A 17796-nucleotide genomic window follows, 5' to 3' on the forward strand; every position below is an offset into this window, starting at 1 on the left:
TCAATTAATTTTTACTTGAGATCCTTTTACCACGGTTACCGCTCCAGATTTAAGTTCAGAACCAGAACTGCCTTCTGCTTTAAACTGAGCACTTGCTTTCACATTGATATTGACTCCTTCCATCGTAATGTCGCCTTTTGCTTTGATCTTAATGTCTTTTCCGCTTTCGATACTGATACCGTCTTTATTAAGAGTCAGAATATTAGAATGTTCATCTTCTATTTTAATAACATCGGCATCTTCATCCAAGATCACTTTTTTACCTTTTGGAGTTTCAAGTGTGTATGAAATTTTATCATCATTAAAGATCATTTTCATTTCGCTTCGGGTAACAAATCCTTTTTCGTGATTATCGTCAGAAGCTACAATTGGAGCCGGTTTTGTACTGCTGTTCAACATTCCCAGTACCACTGCATCATTAGGATCGTCATTAATAAATCCGATGATCACCTCATCCCCGATCTCCGGTCTGAAGAATGATCCTCTGTTTTCTCCTGCATCCAGCGTAGCAACTCTTGCCCAAATTCCTTCCTCTTCGTTATTGATGATTGGGATCTTTACTAAAATTCTGTCTTCCCCATCCGGATCTGATTCTAATTGTGAAACCACACCGATATGTAATCCGCTTATTGAAGGAATAATTCCTGAACCAGGCATTTCGCTTACATCATACGTTTCTGAAAACCATGTTGGAGAAAGCCCGAACTGAGCATCAACCAGCCAATTTCCATCGACAATTTCATGACGGACACCTGTGACGTATATTTTTCCGTTAAAACGGTTTCCTACTCCTTGCAATGCTAATGTATCTCCCAACTTCACAGAAATTCCCTGAAATTTTGCCCTTCCTCTTGTTTTGGCTAACTGCTGGAAAGTTGCTTTAGCATCACTCCAATCTTGTAGTTCGTTTTGGGTAAGATTTCCGCCGTGTTTAAGCTGAAGGTCTTCAATTCCGAAAACTTTTGCCAAATCACCGGATGAAAGATTTCCATTAAGATTAATTGCCGGATCCTGAGCTTCAACTTCTGTCAGTTCCTGATCGGTATAGCTCCATGTTTTTGCTGTAATTTTATTGAATTGGTCTCTTGCATCAATCTCTCCGTCAAATTCATGTATTGATGATCCGTAGACTACTGTTTCTATTTCTTTTGCACTGAAATCAGGTTTAGCAACTTTAATTTTTCCATCTTCAACAAAACACAGTTTACCGTTGGCTTGTGCTCTGGTCAACATAAAATCCCAATCTGAAGATTGATACTGAACCAGTTCTTTATGTGAATTTGAAGTAGCTTCTACATCGGCAGTTGCACCACTATTACCAATTAATTCTTCGATGATATCGCTGTCTTTGCTGTCGTAGAAATATTTACTTTTTCTACCTAAGGTCATTTTTACCGCCTTATCTCTACATTCGATGATGAGGTAAGAAGAGCCACTTCTCACTTTTACATTATGTTTTACAACAACTCCTTTAAAAATAGTTTCCTCCTTAGAATGATATCCTGCGGTAATTTCAATTTCTTTCCCAGGAATAAGCAATTCTTCATTACTTAGTTTAAAATCCTGTTCTGGTGCACTTCCGTCTAAAATAACAATGCGGGCATAAGGAATTCTATTGATTTCTTTTTCTACCACTATGCTTTTTATACCATATTTACCCGGCAATTCGGTATCTCCGGACATCACCTTAAAAGTAATCAGGTCTGGATTTTTTGCTGTTTTTATGTATCCGCTATTGTTCATGTTATGATATTTTTTCTATAGGTGGAAAATATAATTCACTCCCTGGTTTTAACTGTCTGAAATTGATAAGACCATTTAATTTAGCAACTTCTAAATAATATTTAGAGTCACCATAAATTCCTTTAGTCATTAAGGGTAGTGTGTCTCCATCTTGCACTGTTCTTTTGTGGGTAAGATCCGGAGAAGATGTTTTTACAAGTTTTTCCATTAATTCTGGGCTAATAGACTCAGTAAATGTTGCTTTTGCTGTAGCTCTTAAAGGTTTTCCTTCACTGTCAAATAACTTATAATCTATCGTTAAATCGGTAAGCATCCCTTTATATTCGAAAGCAGCTTTCGAACTCGAACCGGGAGGCAAACTTGCTCCCCATCGAAGAACCACATTGCGAGGTTTATGCAAAGGACCTACAAACTCCCCAGTCGCTTCATAAAACTTTTTAATCTGCTCAGTTACAGCATTTCCCCCATTTACGTTTTTACTTAGCTTTTTTAGCTTACTTATTTTATTTACGAGCGTGTTACCAGAATTGATATCTGTTACTCCTGTAGCATCAAATAGAAATTCTATCTGTAAACTAGGCGCAAGTGATTTTTCATATTTTACATTCGTATTTGGTGAACCTGCAGCTTGATCAGTATTTTGGAATGTTTTATATGATATCGAAAAACTTGTAGGATTAATAGCAGCAACAAAAGCACCTGATTGAATTATAGATGAAAAACTATTATTTTCATACGTATCTATCGTTAACTTTTCCATTATCTTTCTTTTTTACGTTTTTCAATATTTGCTATTTGTTCTACACTTTCACTAATTGCATGCATGATCTTTCCTTCATCTACCGATGAGGCAGTTGTCGCTGCTGCTTTTTCGTCCACATTTATTTTAATGTGAAGCTCTTTTATTTCTATTGGCATTTCGTTTGTTTTTTAATCAATTATTAATATTCAAAACACTAATAACCAATGATTTAACATATTTATTTTGAAAAATCTAAGCACATAAAGAGTGTGTTCAGTCTTGTTATAGACCAATCCTTTATTTTTTTATCTGAAAATTTTCGCTGAATGTTATATGAAAACTAACACACTTTAAAGTGCTTAGATAGATTTAGAAATTACAAGCCTAAGCTTGCTAACGATGTGGGTATTGTGAAATATCTATATTTCAGTTCTATTGTTTCAATAGCAAGTTTGCTTTCTTCGGCGTTGAATTCTGAAACTTCCCATTTTACAGGATATGCTCCAACTACATTCCAAACCATTAAAGGTGCTGTAGACTGAAGCCCTCCATAAAGAGAAACAATAAGGTCTCTGGGTTCAAACTCGAAGTTTTCCATTGCATTTCTACACCAGCTTATCAATCCCGAACTCACTATTAATCCACGCTTAAGAACTAAATTTGGATATTTTGGTCGCAAAGGAAGTTGATGGGTAAACCTGTTTTCACCTCCTTCGGCATATTCTTCAGTTGTAATTTCTGTTGATAAACCAGATATAGACTGAAATCTGGAGTCAATACCCTCTGTTGTTGAAATCCCATTAACAATAAAAGAGAAACTAGTTGGAGGATATAAAAGAGCCATGATTAGTTATTTTCGATCGTTAATCCTTCGTGTGCAATTTCCAGAGTTTCGATAGCTACTTCATTGCCTTCAGCTTTCAAATCTGTTGCATTTACTTTTAGCGGGAATGCATTTTTCACTTTCCAAGTTACTGCAGGCTCTCCGTTTTCGTCTAAAAGTGAGATCGTAATTGATCTTCTTTCTACCGTATTCAATTGGATGGTTTGGAACCACTCAAAATATTCGTTATCACTCTTGAAAGTTCCTCTCTTTAAAGTAATGTTGCTGAAAGTCTTCAATCCCGGCATTTTAATCTTGCTAAAATCAGGACTTGCTCCATGTCTGTATTCAATTAAAGCTGCTTCGGCATTTAATCCGCTCACTTCCTGAAAACCTACTTTTGTTCCACCCCAATCAACTTCAAAGGCAAACTTTACTAATGGATATGTACTCATAATTGTTGTTATTTAATTGTTATTTAGTTTATTTTATGATTCTTGTAGCTTGTGTGAGAAACGCAACACAATAAATTCAGCAGGACGCACTGCAGCCATACCAATCTCTACAATCATTCTTCCTTCCAAAATATCCTGAGCAGACATTGTTTTGTTTAAACCAACACTTACGTAATAAGCTTCTTCAGGTTTGCTTCCAGCCAATGCTCCGTCTTGCCATTGTTGATTAAGGAAATTTTCGATCATTGTTTGTACACGAATCCATGTATTGGCAGTATTTGGTTCGAAAACGAAACGTTCCGTAGCTTTCTTCACAGATTCTTCCACCATGTTGAAGAAACGACGTACAGAGATATATCTCCATTCATTGCTGTTTCCGTCTAAAGTTCTTGCTCCCCAAACTAATGGTCCTTTTCCTGTAAAAGTTCTGATCGCGTTGATCGATTTTCCTGATGTAGCATCTACATTAAGAGCTTCCTGATCCTGGTGAGAAATTTTCTCAATTGGTGCTACTACGAAATTAAGTCCAACATTAGCTGGTGCTTTGAATACTCCAGAAGTGCTGTCTACTTTAGCATAAACTCCTGCCATTGATGATGATGGAGCCAATACAACTGATTTAGATTCAATTGCTGCTTTAGCCAAGTTGTACAATTCTGAATCATTAGTTTTGAAATATTCCAGAGTCTTATTATCTGTAACAATAATAGCTGGATCATAACTGTAAGTTAATACTGTTTCTAATTTTGGATAATAAGCTGCTCCATATTTTAGACGCTCACCGCTTGGACCAGAACTAGGACCAGCAGTTCTAAATGTAGAAACATCCCCAAGAACGTCCATAATAACGAATCTGTCTTTTAAATCTTCCGCTTGATCTAAAGCTAAATTATACAATTGATAAGCATGTGTTGTTGATAAGCCTTCCGCATCCGGGAAAACAATAAGAGTCGGTTCGTCTTCTTTTTCTAAAGTAGCAAGACCGTCTTTCAATTCATCTAAATCTACTGCATCTACTCCAGTTGGATAACCTACAGCGCTACCTACAGAAACGATATAACATGGTCCGCCACCGTTTGCAAAATACATTTGCATAGCATAATACATTTTGAAAGGACTAGGTGCTGATAATTGTGCCGTAACAGTTCTCGGCTTAATTGGTGGTGTTGTAGTCGCCTCAACTACAGTAAATGTAAACGCTTCATTTTTTGCTTTTCCGAAAAGCGTTTCGTATTCCAACATTGAAGAGATTCTTGTTGGCTCATTTTTTGGACCTTGTGCTGTATACCCGATAAAAGCGGGAATAGCAGTTTCTACTTGTGCTACAGATGGTGGGAATTTTGCAATTTCCTCTACGTAGACTCCAGGTGTTTTGTAATTCATTTTTTTTAATTTTAAAGTTAATATTAGTTATTTTCGATCGTTAATCCTTCGTGTGCAATTTCCAGAGTTTCGATAGCTACCTCATTACCTTCAGCTTTCAAATCTGTTGCATTTACTTTTAGCGGGAATGCATTTTTCACTTTCCAAGTTACTGCAGGTTCTCCGTTTTCGTCTAAAAGTGAGATCGTAATTGATCTTCTCTCTACCGTATTTAATTGGATGGTTTGGAACCATTCAAAATATTCGTTATCACTCTTGAAAGTTCCTCTCTTTAAAGTAATGTTGCTGAAAGTCTTCAATCCCGGCATTTTAATCTTACTAAAATCAGGACTTGCACCATGTCTGTATTCAATTAAAGCTGCTTCGGCATTTAATCCGCTCACTTCCTGAAAACCTACTTTTGTTCCACCCCAATCAACTTCAAAGGCAAACTTTACTAATGGATATGTACTCATAATTATTTTTTATTTAATTGTTATTTAGTTTATTTTATGATTCTTGTAGCTTGTGTGAGAAACGCAACACAATAAATTCAGCAGGACGCACTGCTGCCATACCGATCTCTACGATCATTCTTCCTTCCAAGATATCCTGAGCAGACATTGTTTTATTTAAACCAACACTTACGTAATAAGCATCTTCAGGTTTACTTCCAGCCAATGCTCCGTCTTGCCATTGTTGATTAAGGAAATTTTCGATCATTGTTTGTACACGAATCCATGTATTGGCAGTATTTGGTTCGAAAACGAAACGTTCTGTAGCTTTTTTTACAGACTCTTCTACCATGTTGAAGAAACGACGTACAGAGATGTATCTCCATTCATTGCTGTTTCCGTCTAAAGTTCTTGCGCCCCAAACTAATGATCCTTTTCCGGTAAAAGTTCTGATTGCGTTAATTGATTTTCCGGATACGGCATCTACGTTAAGAGCGTCTTGCTCCCTGTCAGAAATTTTAACTAACGGTGCTTCTACGAAGTTCAGTCCTAGATTTGCCGGTGATTTCCATACTCCGGAAGTAGAATCTACTTTAGCATATACTCCTGCCATTGCTGATGATGGTGTCAATACAACTCTATTAGATTCAATTGCTTTTTTAGCTTGGTTATACAATTCTGAGCTTGAAGTTTTCAATTCTGCTAAATTTTTCACACCAGAAGCACCGGTAACAGAAACATTAGCGTCTTCAAAATCATAAGTCAAAACTGTTTTTAATTTCGGGTGATAAGCTGCTCCATATTTTAGACCTTTTGAAATTACTTTATTTCTAAAAACAGCCTCATCTCCAAGAACATCCATAATAACAAATCTGTCTTTCATTAGTTCTGCCTGATCTAAAGCTTTGTTGTAAAGAGAATAGACTAAACTAATACCAGTAGTATCTCCAGCTCTTGAAACAGCTAAAGATTTAGCAACACCAACAGCAGTAGCGACAGTCGTAGCGGTCGTAAAATCTGTGTTAAAAGCATCGGCAACAACCTGAGCAGCAGCTTTAACAGTAGGGATAGTAGCATTATTAATAGCAGCAGCAACCTGAGCAGCGTCTACGACAGCTTGAGCAGCCTGAGCAGCAGCGACTTGAACTGTGTTGTTAGTATCAGTAACAGCATAAGTGTTAGCTTTAGCAACAGCAGCGGCAACAGCAGCCTCTAAATTAGCACCAGCAACAACATCTACAACAGCTTTAGCGGCATCTTTAGCTGCTGTAGCAGCAAGCTTATTACTGTCAGCAACATCAGCAGCAGCTTGAGCAGCAGCAATATCAGCAGCAGTAGGAACTAAACCTTGAAGATCCGGGAAGACGATTAATGTAGGTTCGTCTTCCTTTTTTAACAATTCAAGACCTTTTAATAAAGTTTTATCTGTTGTAGAAGATTCTACAAGCACAAGATCTGTGTAATTTCCTACAGAAACGATATAACAAGCACCACCACCGTTTGCAAAATACATTTGCATGGCATAGTACATTTTAAAATCGCTTACTTTCGTTTGTGTTGCTGTTGCAACGCCACCTTTGAAAGCTACAGCAAAGGTTTCAGGGTTTGCTTTTCCAAAAAGAGTTTCGTACTCCAACATTGAAGAGATTCTTGTTGGTTTGTTTTTTGGTCCATCAGCAGTGTACCCAATAAAAGCGGGAATAGCTGTTTCAACTTGCGCTACGGAAGGCGGAAACTTTGCCAATTCCTCCACATAGACTCCAGGGGTTTTGTAATTCATTTTTTAAAAAATTTTAAATTAATATTAATTATTCCTCGAAGTAAAACTTCGAATTTTCATTCGTGATCGATTGTATTTTTAGGATTGTTGCAGTTTGTGTGAGAAATTTAAAATGATAAATTCTGCAGGGCGTACTAATGCTATTTTGATTTCTACATTCATCGGATTGATGATATTTTCAGTAACAGGATCTTTGCTTCCGTACACTTTTACTTCGTAAGCTTCTTTCGGGGTACTTCCTGCCAATGCACCTTCCATCCATTGCTGGTTTAGAAAATTTTCTAACATTGTTTTTGCTCGCAACCATGTGTGCGGAGTATGAGGCTCGTGAATAAATCTTTCGAGCGAATCACTGATCGATTGTTCAAGCATATTATAATAGCGACGTACATGCACATATTTCCATTCATTGTCTTTTCCGTCACCTTTTTTATCTTTTCCATCAAGGGTTCTGGCTCCCCAGATTAAGTTGCCTTTTCCTGTAAAAAATCTAATCGCATTGATCGATTTCCCGAAATCATGAATGTTTAAATCTGACTGTTCCTTCTCAGAAACTTTTTCTGTTGGCTCTGTGACGTAACTAAGACTTACGTTTGCCGGAGCCTTCCACACGCCTCTTACACTATCTACTCTACCATAAACTCCTGCAATTGCTGATGATGGTGGTAAAACAACTTGTAAAGATTTTATGGCTTCTTTTATTTGATTGTATAATAAAGAATCAGATGACTGTAGGTTTTTCAATGTTAAACCATTTGCATTCCCTACCTTATCTTTTGAAAGACGAATTGCATCGATTAAATCATCAAATTCTCCTCTAAAAATAGGGGTATTCACCTGTAAATCCTGAGGTATCCTAAAATCGTCTATTGTTCCGTCATATATCGCATCTACCACAGCTTTAGCCTCATTAAGCGGTTCTCTTAAAGCATCTTTAGAATCAGCAGTTTCATAAATTTCTTCTGCAATCGCAATAGCTTGCTCTAATAAATCTGCCAGTACAAAACCATTTACAGATGTGGTTGAAATTTCAGCGGTTGCTAAATCTCTCAATACTTCTAAAGCAGCAATTTCACCCGCATAAAAATCATCGTTTTCTTGATTTGTTTCTTGTAAACCGGTATGCGTTATTGTCTTATCTTCATCAAAACTATAATTCAAAATGGTTTTAAGATGAGGAAAATAAGCTGCCGCATGGTTAGTTGAACCTACTCCAGCTCTAAAGTTGCCAATTGTTGCAGAATTTCCTTCGTAAGTATCTAAAATGGCAAACCTTTTTTTTGTTTCTAATTTTCCTATTGTATAATTGTAAAGCTCGTAAAAACTTGGTTCTGTTAATGAGACAGCATCTGGAAAGACAAGAAGAATAGGATCTTCAATAGCTTTTAAGGTGTCAACTTTATCCAATCCATTTTGCAGGGAAGATAATTGTACTCCCGTTGAAGCCGAAGCATAAGTTCCTACAGAAACAATGTAACACGGACCGCCACCATTCGCAAAATACATCTGTAGTGAATAATACATTAAAAACTGTACTTCCGGTGCTACAACAGTTAGTCCTTTATCTTTGGTGTCTTTTAGTTGAATGCTTTCCAGCTTTGCTTTTCCAAACTTATCTTCAAATTCCAAAAGAGAACTGATCTTAAGATTTTTATTAGTATTATTATTAATATTAATAGCATTAGTATTATCATTAATATCATAACCTTCTGGGATTTGATTAGTATACCCAATAAATGTAGGTATCGCTGTGTCTATTAATGCAATTGAATAAGGAAGTTTTGTAATTTCTTCAACTGAAACACCTGGTGTTGTTGGATTTGGCATGATTTAAAAATTTGAATAAAAGGTTATTAGTTTTTGTTTTTATGGTTAATTAACTTTAATACTCTCAATATTAACGTCATTAATTAATTCAATAGAGGTAACATCTTTAGCCACAATTTTTATTACACTGATTTTATATAAGACAGAAGGCATTACCTTTCCGCCCAATAATCCCCAAATGTAACTCAGCTGTTCAAACGGAATAGTGTGTAACTCGATCCTGAATTTGAAATCATTCTCTCTCTCGTCTTCCGGATCAAGATATTCCAATACATTGTTGGTCTGAAACACCTCAATCACTTTTGAAATATTTGCTAAAGCGTTCGCATAGGTTGCTCTGTGAGCAGCGATCATTACATATAAGTTTAAGTAAGCAGGTGGGCTCTCCATTTTCATATCAAACTGAGTCGGGTTTTCGCTTATCTGCACTTTATTGTATCTTGATCTGTTTTTCAATGTAGATTCTTCTTCAACATTCAGCAGGGTAATTACTACTTTATTATCAAGACCTGAGGTGTCGTCATCATGTTTTGCGATGTCATCAACAACAGCAATATCACCTAAAACATCCTGTAAACCTTCTGAGCTGTTCAGCTGATTTTTTAAAATGGTCAATACTTCGTTTATCATAATTTCTGTTCTTAATTATTATGCTGCAAACATACAATCATCGCCAATCAAAAGACAAATATTTTGGGGTCTCTTACCTGTCTTTGCAGTAAATACTATTTTCACTCATTTATGAAAACATTTAAAAACAAAACACATAAACAATTGATAAACAAATAATTAAAACCATTATTTAAAAGTAAAATTTAAATAAAAATTATTTTAATCTAATCAAAGTGAAATTAAAGCTTGTTATTTAGGTCTAATTTTATAATTAAAAATCATTTTATTTCAGTAGAAAATTGAAGAGTAATTGAATATGATTTTTTTGTGATTTTAGACCTTGTTTTGAAATCAATATTTATTAAAATTGAAAAACTTTGTGGATGTTTCCTAATGTTTTGACAGGCAACTAAATTCTTAGCCCCGATTGCAATGAAAATCCTTTTTTGAAAAAAAAGATTGTAATGAAAAGCGGGATAAAGCTCCTAAAAAATGCACAAAGTTCAGCACTTTTCTGATTATAAATTTTCCGTTTTACATCAAAGAATTTTCCAGAAATTGTAAACCTGCATGATCAGCAAATAATTTTCTCTTTTACTGCAAAGACTGAATAGAACTACTTCATAATTCGAAAATATGTCTTTTGTTCGCTTAATTTTGACCCCAATAATTTTAAAACTTTAATCACATGAATATCAAAAAACTTTTTAGCAAGCGCAATGAAATCATTGGCGGTCATTTCAATGAATTACGCTCAAAAATTGGTATCGCTAATCAAAGCGAAGAATACGTTTTCTCTGTAAGAGAAGAAATCTGTAACCAATGTCCTTTAAAAAATGGCAACAACTGTAATGCGATGAAATGGCTTAATCCGAATACACTGGAAGTTCTGGATCATCCAAAAGAAGGGTTTGTAAGAGGTTGCGGATGCAGGTTGAGCGCCAAGCAAAGATCAACATTAAGTCTTTGTCCGGCTGGTTTTTGGGGTGGAGAATTCGACTAAAAACCAAACAATTTAACAGCTCCTAATTTTTTAATTAAAATCCATTTAGCGTGAAGCAAGATCATATCATACAGAAAGTTTTTGTTGAAATTAGCGTCAACAACAAAGACAAAGCGTTTAGTATAAAAGAAGATATCAGTAGCTTTTTGTCTATTGATGTTTTTCCGGAAATAGAAAAATACATCAATGCTTTAGAGTACAAATTAGATGATCATACTCTTCAAATTCCGCATTTAGAACTGAATCTGGATGTAAAAAGCAGCTCGCTAAATGCTGAATTAAAAGATAAAATTGCGCAACTCTTTAAAGATGAACTGTCTGAAATTACAAAGCCAATTGACAAGTCAGATCAAGAAACAGAAAGCGATTCTAAAGCATATTTAGTTGACAATCAGGAAAAAGCAATTCAAACTTTTATCTATTTTTTAGAAAAAGGAAATATGCCTTGGTGGAATTCAAGTACAAATGGGATTGCTTTTTTGGAACCAGCGGTATTTAACACATTGATTGTGAACAGCAATTTTCAAAAAAAAATTATTTCTGTTTTCTCAAAGCCAAATGTTCAGGAACGGATTATCAATCAACTTTCAGATGAACAAATTGCGCAATTATGTTTGTCTATTTTAAAAAATAGGGAGTTAAAAATCAATTTAAATGTTGATATCATACAATATATTTCAAAACTGAATCATGCAGAAAGACAAATCGTTTGGCGTTTGGTTTTGAATGTGTTGTCGCAGCATTTAAGCTCATCAAATGTTAATATTCGGGAATATCTTCTGCAACAAATAATAAAAATTGAATCAGCTTCGACCGTTTTTTCAAAGACAAAAAACAAGCATGAGAATCTGAAAACCGTAGTTAAGATATTCCCTTTTATTAAAGAAGATGAAATATTTGAAAGTATAGAAAGCATCAAAAATAATCCAAAAGAAAAGTCTGAAAAGTCTGAAAATGCAAAAACTCTGAAGGAAACAATTCATCAAAAGAATGAAACATTTCACAAAAATTTAAGTCAAGACGACAATAATGAATTAAGCCAAGATGATGGGCAATATGTTCAAAATGCAGGACTTATTTTGATCCATCCATTTATCAAAACTTTTTTTGAACATTGTGATCTTATCGATCTAAAAACCCAGCAACTTATCAATCCTGAGTTGTGCGCGCATTTGTTACATTATATCGCGACCGGAAAAACAAACGACCCAGAATATGACATGGTTTTTGAAAAATTCTTATGCAATATTCCGATGCATCAAACCATTAACAGACATATTAAACTTTCTCGTAAGCATAAAACACAAGCCAAAAATGTCATAGAAAGCGTTCAGCATAACTGGAGTTCAATGAAAAAATCCTCTGTAGCATTATTACAAAACGAGTTTTTCCAGCGTCCGGGTAAATTAGTGGTCACCGATCATGATTATACTCTTACTGTAGAACAAAAAACACAAGATATTTTACTTAAAAATCTCGGTTGGGGACTTGGTCTCGTCAAACTCCCGTGGAAAAAGAAATTTATGTTTGTGAATTGGTAATCATCGCTAGTTATTTTTTTTTAAACATTCTAAAATCGCAAGCTGAATAGCCATTTTTAGTCCTTCAGGTTCTAAAAAATCTATTATGATCTAATTCTTAAGATCAATAGACCTATAAAACGCAAACATATCAATTGCGTTTTATAGGTCTTCTAACTCAATATGAAATTAAAAAACTAAGTCAATGAAAACAGCAAAACCTGTAGAAAAAGACAACAAACCCCACCAGAGTCAGGCCAAAAAGCAAACACTGACACAACCGGTGGTTGTACCTCTATCCGAGGGTGAAGTTGTCGGTTCACAAACACAAAAGCCCGATAACTCCACCGTTAAATCCGGATCAACAAATCGCAATGGTAGTATTGTAGCCGTTCATGGTTCACAAACCATTTACGATCAGGGCTCTGAAATAATGTATAAAAAGTTTCAGGAAAATTTGGCACAAACGGGAGACATCAATCATCCCGATACCAAAAATATGGAGAAAGACTATATGTCGACCTTGAATATTAATCAGGCACGAAATTACAACGATATTAAATCGGGAACGTATCTGCCAAAGACTGCTCAAGAACAAGCAACTATGTCTCAAAGTGCTCAAAGCAATTCTGAGTCTACAACAGCAGAGAATTCAGAACCTAATGCTCTGAATGAAGTACAATCTGTTCAAAATTCTGCTGTCATACCAGAAGAAAGTGAAGGATTGGTTTTGCCTGCTGAACAAGAAGGTGCTGCAGTTAGAACAACACCTACTGATCCACATAGTGATCCACAGTTTACTCAAACAGTAAGTTTAGTTAAAAATACGGCCAAAACAAAACGTACCCACACTACTAAAGAAAAAGCTGAAACTCATGCAAATGCAGCAGCAGCGGTACCTGTTGGAGAACGAAAATCAAAAGCAAAAGGCCAACAGGTAGAGAAGTTGGATCAACAAAAGGCAAACCCTTTCAAACCTTCCGATTTCAAAGCAAAATTAAAAAGCAGAATTGATAAAATGAAATTGCCGACCAATGAAAAACAGGTTGAAAATTTTGAAGCACATAATAATATTGCGGAAGTTAATCAGTTGGCTGGTGCAGATGTTGTTGCATCCAAAAATAATGTAACAGGAAGTATTGAAGCAGTTGCCAAACAAGAGCCAAATGAATCGAAGGTTCAGCAACGTGTAACCACAGCATTACCTGATCCGAAAATAGGTTCAAAAGTGAATATTAAAGCTACAATACCTGGTAAAAGAGGTGACGCTGAACTAAGCGAACCTGTCACCAACGGCTACAAAGCAGTTGAGCAGCAATTTGAAAAAAATAATATTACAGATGAGCAGTTGGCGAGTTCCAACGAACCTAGTTTCATCAATGCCCTCAATACTAAAAAAGCAGCAAAAGAGAATGCCGAAAATACTCCTAGAGAATTTAAGGCTGCTGAAAATAAAAAATTGGAATCTTCTAAACAAGAAGCACAAGGCAAAACCAATAACACGATGGAAGGCATGCATCACAGCAGAAAAGAAATGCTGGATGGTGTAACTCAAAAACAACATAAGGCTGGTGAAAAAAATACAGGCAAACATCAGGATGTTGTCGCTCAGCTGAATCAAATTTATGCTGATACTAAAAAATCTGTTGATGGCGAATTAAACGATCTCGAGACTAAAGTAACCCAGTTATTTGATGCAGGTGCTAAAGTTGCTAAAGATGCATTTGAAAAATATGTCACTAAAAAAACTGACGAATACAAAGAAAAGCGATACGGAAGCTGGTACGATGTTCGTGGATATGGTAAACGTATAAAAGATGGCTGGAACGGAAAATTACCAGACGAAGTAAATGTATTTTTCACTGAAGGAAGAAAGTTATTTTTAACAAAACTAGACGGAACGATTGATACTATCGCCAAATTGGTAACAGATCGATTAAATAAAGCCAAAGCTGCTATTACTTCTGGTCGTCAAAAGGTAACAACATTCATCAAAAATCTGCCTGCCGATGTTAAAAAAGCAATTAAAGGCGATATTGATGCTATTCAGGGACAATTTAAACAACTTGAAAATTCGATAAGTGAAAAAGAATCTTCATTAATTGATTCATTGGTAACCAAATATAACAATACCCTTAAAGAAGTTGATGAAATGGTTGAAGAGTTTAAAAAACGTAACCAAGGATTCTTAAGCGCTTTAAAAGAAGCAACATTAGGCGTTTGGGAAACCATACAAAATATCAAAAAAACACTTACCGATTTACTTTCGGGAGCAATAGATGTGATTTTATCAATCATTGCACATCCAATTGATTTCTTGTCAAATCTTATTGCCGGAGTTTCGCAAGGATTTACCAATTTTGGAGCCAATATCTGGACCCACCTTAAAACAGGTTTCTTTGGGTGGCTTACAGGAGCTTCAAAAGGTGTTTCTGTTATCGTACCGGAAGATGCATTTTCATTAAAAGGAATTTTCTCCATTACCATGCAAGTGCTTGATCTAACGTGGGTAGGCATTAGATCTATTGGCGCTAAAGTGATCGGAGAACCCGTAATGAAAGTTCTTGAAACAGGCTTCGAAATGGTACAGATCGTTCGTAAAGACGGTATTGCAGGACTTTGGGAACACTTAAAAGATCAGTTTACCGATCTGAAAGAAACAATCATGGATACGATCATGGATATTGTTCAGACAGAGGTAATAAAGGCAGGTATCAAAACGATAATGAGTATGCTTACTCCGGTGGGAGCGTTTGTAAAAGCCGCAATGGCAATTATAGATCTAGTAAAATTCTTCATTCAGAAAGCTACACAAATCATGGAATTGGTAAGAGCCTTTACCGAAAGTATAAAAGCAATTGCCAGCGGAAATATAGGCGCCGTAGCCAAATCGATAGAAAATGCATTGGGCAAATCTATCCCTGTCTTGATCGGGTTTTTAGCATCGTTTTTAGGTATTAGCGGATTGGCAGATAGAGTAATTGGCGTTATTCATAAAATAAGAGAGCGTATTGTAAAAGCCATTACCAAATTCTGGACTTTTGTGAAAGGGAAAGCTAAGGGATTGCTTGGGAAAATTGTAGGAAAAAGTAAAAAAGATAATACCCATGAGCCTGAAAAACAGAAGAAAATTGATGCAGGATTTATCTATTTAAAAGAGGAAGAGAAAAAAGTAGATGATAATCACAATAATAAGCTTACTCTTGAACAGGCAAATAAAGCCGCTAAAAAAACTAAGGCAAAATATCCAGTTTTTAGTTCTTTAAGAGCTGAAAGTAAAGATGATAAAATTATCTATAGATATACAGCGAGTCCGGAGAATGTTCATGAGACCGGAACTGAACTTGAGAAAATTGAAGAAAAGCCTTTTGGAGAACTAGTTGTTGGAATGCATCCGCTACAAGGAGAGGATAGAGAATCACATCATGTTCCAGAGAATAAATTTATGGATAGGATAAAGGAGTTTTATGGTCATAATGGAAGAAAAATAAATGAAAAACAAGAATCTAGTAAGGATAAACCTTTTCAAGATGTAGTCGACAAGCTTTTACAAAGAGAAACTGATGTAAAAACAAAATTCCCAGGTCACGGAAATAACCTATCAGCAATTTTATTGCATAAAGATACCCATAGAGAGTCTGATGAAGCTGTTCATAGTAAAGAATTGCAAAAAGACGTCACACAAGACGTAGAGAAGTATTCCTTAGAAAATAGGGAAATTACAATTATGGGTTATGATGGTGTAAATAATGTTAAGCGAGCTCAGATGTGGAAGTCACATTGGGATAATTTTATTAAAGAGGCTCATCTATTATTAAAACGTGGTAATATTGATATAAATAGTTTTGTAACAGAAAATGAAGGTAGTTTTGTTGTAAAATCAAAAGGTAATAAAGCTGGAGCGTTTGATATAATCTCTAAAGATATTACTAAGCAGATTCAAGATTTATTTAATAGTTTTGCTGTTGGAACAAGAGCTTTTGATGAAAATTTAGAACGTGAAAAAATAAAAATCCTAAAAACCGTAAATGATATTGCAGAAAAAAGCTATGAAAGTGCTTTAACTGTGGGGCTTCAGACTGTGGCGACAGCTCTTAGTAAAAGTGATAAAGATGGAGATAAATCTGAACATCCAAAAGCATTAGATAAATTAAGAGAAATAGCCAATATAATTTGGAGAAATCATATTATTAAAAAGATTAATCTATGAAACTAAACAAAATACACCAAGATCTAAAAGGATTGTATATAGGCAGAGAAACAGATACTATTTTAGGCTTTAAATTTAGTCATGAGGAAGAAGCTAAAATTTATACCAAGATCTTACAAATTGGACAATGGTATGTAGCACCTGTTTCCTTTGAGACATATGATAGTTATGCCATTAAATTAACACCAAATAAAAAGCTGATTGATTCTCCTGTTTATTTAAGAAGTGGAGTTGATCATTGTTTATTTTCGAATAATTTAGATAATTTTTTAATATTTAGGCAATTGAAAATGCTAAAATCAGCAAAATTTAAGAAATATATTTTGGATGATTGGCAATTACTTGAAGAACTTTCTTTGCCTTTTAGAGAATATATAAATAGCTTAGATTCATTAGAATTCTTAAAAGAATATCTGCAAAATGATGATAAATTAAAATATTTGGAAAATCCCTCGGAATTTTATACCAAAGTATATTTAGATTTTTGGAATTATTATTATAATACTCCACAACAGAAAGAATACGTTCAATTAATGAATTCGATGATTGAAAATGAATCTTATCTTCCAGATTTTGAAATAAATGATTATGGTATATGGAAGACAAGAGCTTATAATGCTATTGGACAAAGAGCTTATAGTTTAATTGATATAGAAACGGAAAAAAAAGAAAATCAATTTTGGCAAAGTTTTATTCAGCCACATGGTTTTGACGCAGTAGAATTTGATTTTGGATTTATCCCTTATACTACATCATCCAGTTTTCAATTAGATACTATTATTAGTAAATTTATACCTGAATTAGGCTATTTTTCAAAAATGAAAAATCATCCGTTATATAAAGTAGGTCAGATACTTAGTAAAAATAAAAGTTCATACAATGGAGATGCTCATATAGAAGCTGCCAAAGCAATAGATGAAGAATTAAACGATCCTATTATGGCATGGGATGCTTTAGTAAGTGCAGGATATTGGAGTGGAGTAAATTTTGGAAATCCTAATATGAATGCTTGGAAAGCAGCTATTGATTTATCCGAAAAACATGGTTGGACAGAGATTAACGAGGTTTTAATAGATCAATTAGAATTTTATAATCATTATAAAGATAAATTCTAACTAGTTTATTTATAATTTAAAGCGAAATTTCTATTTTTTTAGAATTTTCGCTTTTTATGACCCAGCTGCCGCACGAATCCTTTCGTGTGGCAGTTTTATTTCAAAAAGTTTTTATCTTTATCAAAAACATAATTGATGGGTCGCAATTA

At 34.9% G+C, this 17796-nt stretch carries 14 protein-coding genes; 4 read left to right on the forward strand and 10 right to left on the reverse strand.

Annotation, left to right across the window (positions count from 1 at the left end):
• The 10 genes from vgrG to BUR17_RS05950 all read right to left on the reverse strand — a co-directional run bounded on the left by vgrG (nt 1) and on the right by BUR17_RS05950 (nt 9817).
• On the reverse strand, nt 1-1743 hold the full coding sequence (gene vgrG, locus BUR17_RS05910; protein WP_074229404.1) for a type VI secretion system tip protein VgrG: 1743 nt from the start codon (nt 1741-1743) through the stop codon (nt 1-3).
• 1 nt (nt 1744) lies between these two features.
• Nucleotides 1745-2503, reverse strand: coding sequence for a CIS tube protein (locus BUR17_RS05915; RefSeq protein ID WP_074229405.1), 759 nt, complete (start codon nt 2501-2503; stop codon nt 1745-1747).
• Nucleotides 2503-2661 (reverse strand): DUF5908 family protein, encoded by a 159-nt coding sequence (locus BUR17_RS20850; protein ID WP_167594292.1) that lies wholly within the window; start codon nt 2659-2661, stop codon nt 2503-2505. The genes BUR17_RS05915 and BUR17_RS20850 overlap by 1 nt, the downstream gene beginning before the upstream one ends.
• Nucleotides 2662-2861: 200 nt before the next feature.
• Entirely contained in the window at nt 2862-3329 is a 468-nt protein-coding gene (locus tag BUR17_RS05920; RefSeq protein WP_074229406.1) for a phage tail protein, read from the reverse strand.
• Nucleotides 3330-3331: 2 nt separating this feature from the next.
• A complete protein-coding gene (locus BUR17_RS05925; RefSeq protein ID WP_074229407.1) occupies nt 3332-3763 on the reverse strand; it encodes a phage tail protein in 432 nt (143 codons plus the stop codon).
• A 33-nt stretch (nt 3764-3796) separates the two neighbouring features.
• The gene (locus BUR17_RS05930) at nt 3797-5146 is read right to left on the reverse strand and encodes a phage tail sheath family protein (protein WP_074229408.1); all 1350 of its coding nucleotides are present in this window, start codon (nt 5144-5146) and stop codon (nt 3797-3799) included.
• 23 nt (nt 5147-5169) lie between these two features.
• Nucleotides 5170-5601 carry a phage tail protein gene (locus tag BUR17_RS05935; protein WP_074229407.1) on the reverse strand — a complete coding sequence of 144 codons (432 nt, stop codon included), beginning with the start codon at nt 5599-5601 and terminating at the stop codon, nt 5170-5172.
• A gap of 34 nt (nt 5602-5635) precedes the next feature.
• Nucleotides 5636-7360, reverse strand: coding sequence for a phage tail sheath family protein (locus tag BUR17_RS20965; protein WP_074229409.1), 1725 nt, complete (start codon nt 7358-7360; stop codon nt 5636-5638).
• Nucleotides 7361-7438: 78 nt separating this feature from the next.
• Nucleotides 7439-9187 carry a phage tail sheath family protein gene (locus BUR17_RS05945; protein WP_074229410.1) on the reverse strand — a complete coding sequence of 583 codons (1749 nt, stop codon included), beginning with the start codon at nt 9185-9187 and terminating at the stop codon, nt 7439-7441.
• A 45-nt stretch (nt 9188-9232) separates the two neighbouring features.
• A complete protein-coding gene (locus BUR17_RS05950) occupies nt 9233-9817 on the reverse strand; it encodes a DUF4255 domain-containing protein (RefSeq protein ID WP_074229411.1) in 585 nt (194 codons plus the stop codon).
• A gap of 670 nt (nt 9818-10487) precedes the next feature.
• On the opposite strand from BUR17_RS05950, the gene BUR17_RS05955 reads away from it, so the two are divergent.
• From BUR17_RS05955 to BUR17_RS05970, 4 genes are all read left to right on the forward strand, one after another.
• Nucleotides 10488-10802, forward strand: coding sequence for a hypothetical protein (locus BUR17_RS05955; RefSeq protein ID WP_074229412.1), 315 nt, complete (start codon nt 10488-10490; stop codon nt 10800-10802).
• Between the two features lie 50 nt (nt 10803-10852).
• Complete coding sequence (locus tag BUR17_RS05960; RefSeq protein WP_074229413.1) at nt 10853-12343, forward strand: contractile injection system tape measure protein; 1491 nt, start codon at nt 10853-10855, stop codon at nt 12341-12343.
• 184 nt (nt 12344-12527) lie between these two features.
• Nucleotides 12528-16532: a hypothetical protein gene (locus BUR17_RS05965; RefSeq protein ID WP_074229414.1), complete on the forward strand. Its 4005-nt coding sequence runs from the start codon at nt 12528-12530 to the stop codon at nt 16530-16532.
• The gene (locus tag BUR17_RS05970; protein WP_074229415.1) at nt 16529-17647 is read left to right on the forward strand and encodes a hypothetical protein; all 1119 of its coding nucleotides are present in this window, start codon (nt 16529-16531) and stop codon (nt 17645-17647) included. Before BUR17_RS05965 ends, BUR17_RS05970 begins: the two co-directional genes overlap by 4 nt.
• Nucleotides 17648-17796: the final 149 nt, after the last annotated feature.

Source organism: Chryseobacterium scophthalmum (assembly GCF_900143185.1).
GTDB lineage: Bacteria > Bacteroidota > Bacteroidia > Flavobacteriales > Weeksellaceae > Chryseobacterium > Chryseobacterium scophthalmum.

Excerpts from the sequence above, each read along its gene's own strand:
- BUR17_RS05970 (WP_074229415.1), top strand. The coding sequence starts at position 16,529 with ATGAAACTAAACAAAATACACCAAGATCTAAAAGGATTGTATATAGGC.
- vgrG (WP_074229404.1), bottom strand. The coding sequence starts at position 1,743 with ATGAACAATAGCGGATACATAAAAACAGCAAAAAATCCAGACCTGATT.
- BUR17_RS05965 (WP_074229414.1), top strand. The coding sequence starts at position 12,528 with ATGAAAACAGCAAAACCTGTAGAAAAAGACAACAAACCCCACCAGAGT.
- BUR17_RS05945 (WP_074229410.1), bottom strand. The coding sequence starts at position 9,187 with ATGCCAAATCCAACAACACCAGGTGTTTCAGTTGAAGAAATTACAAAA.
- BUR17_RS20965 (WP_074229409.1), bottom strand. The coding sequence starts at position 7,360 with ATGAATTACAAAACCCCTGGAGTCTATGTGGAGGAATTGGCAAAGTTT.
- BUR17_RS05930 (WP_074229408.1), bottom strand. The coding sequence starts at position 5,146 with ATGAATTACAAAACACCTGGAGTCTACGTAGAGGAAATTGCAAAATTC.
- BUR17_RS05925 (WP_074229407.1), bottom strand. The coding sequence starts at position 3,763 with ATGAGTACATATCCATTAGTAAAGTTTGCCTTTGAAGTTGATTGGGGT.
- BUR17_RS05915 (WP_074229405.1), bottom strand. The coding sequence starts at position 2,503 with ATGGAAAAGTTAACGATAGATACGTATGAAAATAATAGTTTTTCATCT.
- BUR17_RS20850 (WP_167594292.1), bottom strand. The coding sequence starts at position 2,661 with ATGCCAATAGAAATAAAAGAGCTTCACATTAAAATAAATGTGGACGAA.
- BUR17_RS05920 (WP_074229406.1), bottom strand. The coding sequence starts at position 3,329 with ATGGCTCTTTTATATCCTCCAACTAGTTTCTCTTTTATTGTTAATGGG.
- BUR17_RS05955 (WP_074229412.1), top strand. The coding sequence starts at position 10,488 with ATGAATATCAAAAAACTTTTTAGCAAGCGCAATGAAATCATTGGCGGT.
- BUR17_RS05950 (WP_074229411.1), bottom strand. The coding sequence starts at position 9,817 with ATGATAAACGAAGTATTGACCATTTTAAAAAATCAGCTGAACAGCTCA.
- BUR17_RS05935 (WP_074229407.1), bottom strand. The coding sequence starts at position 5,601 with ATGAGTACATATCCATTAGTAAAGTTTGCCTTTGAAGTTGATTGGGGT.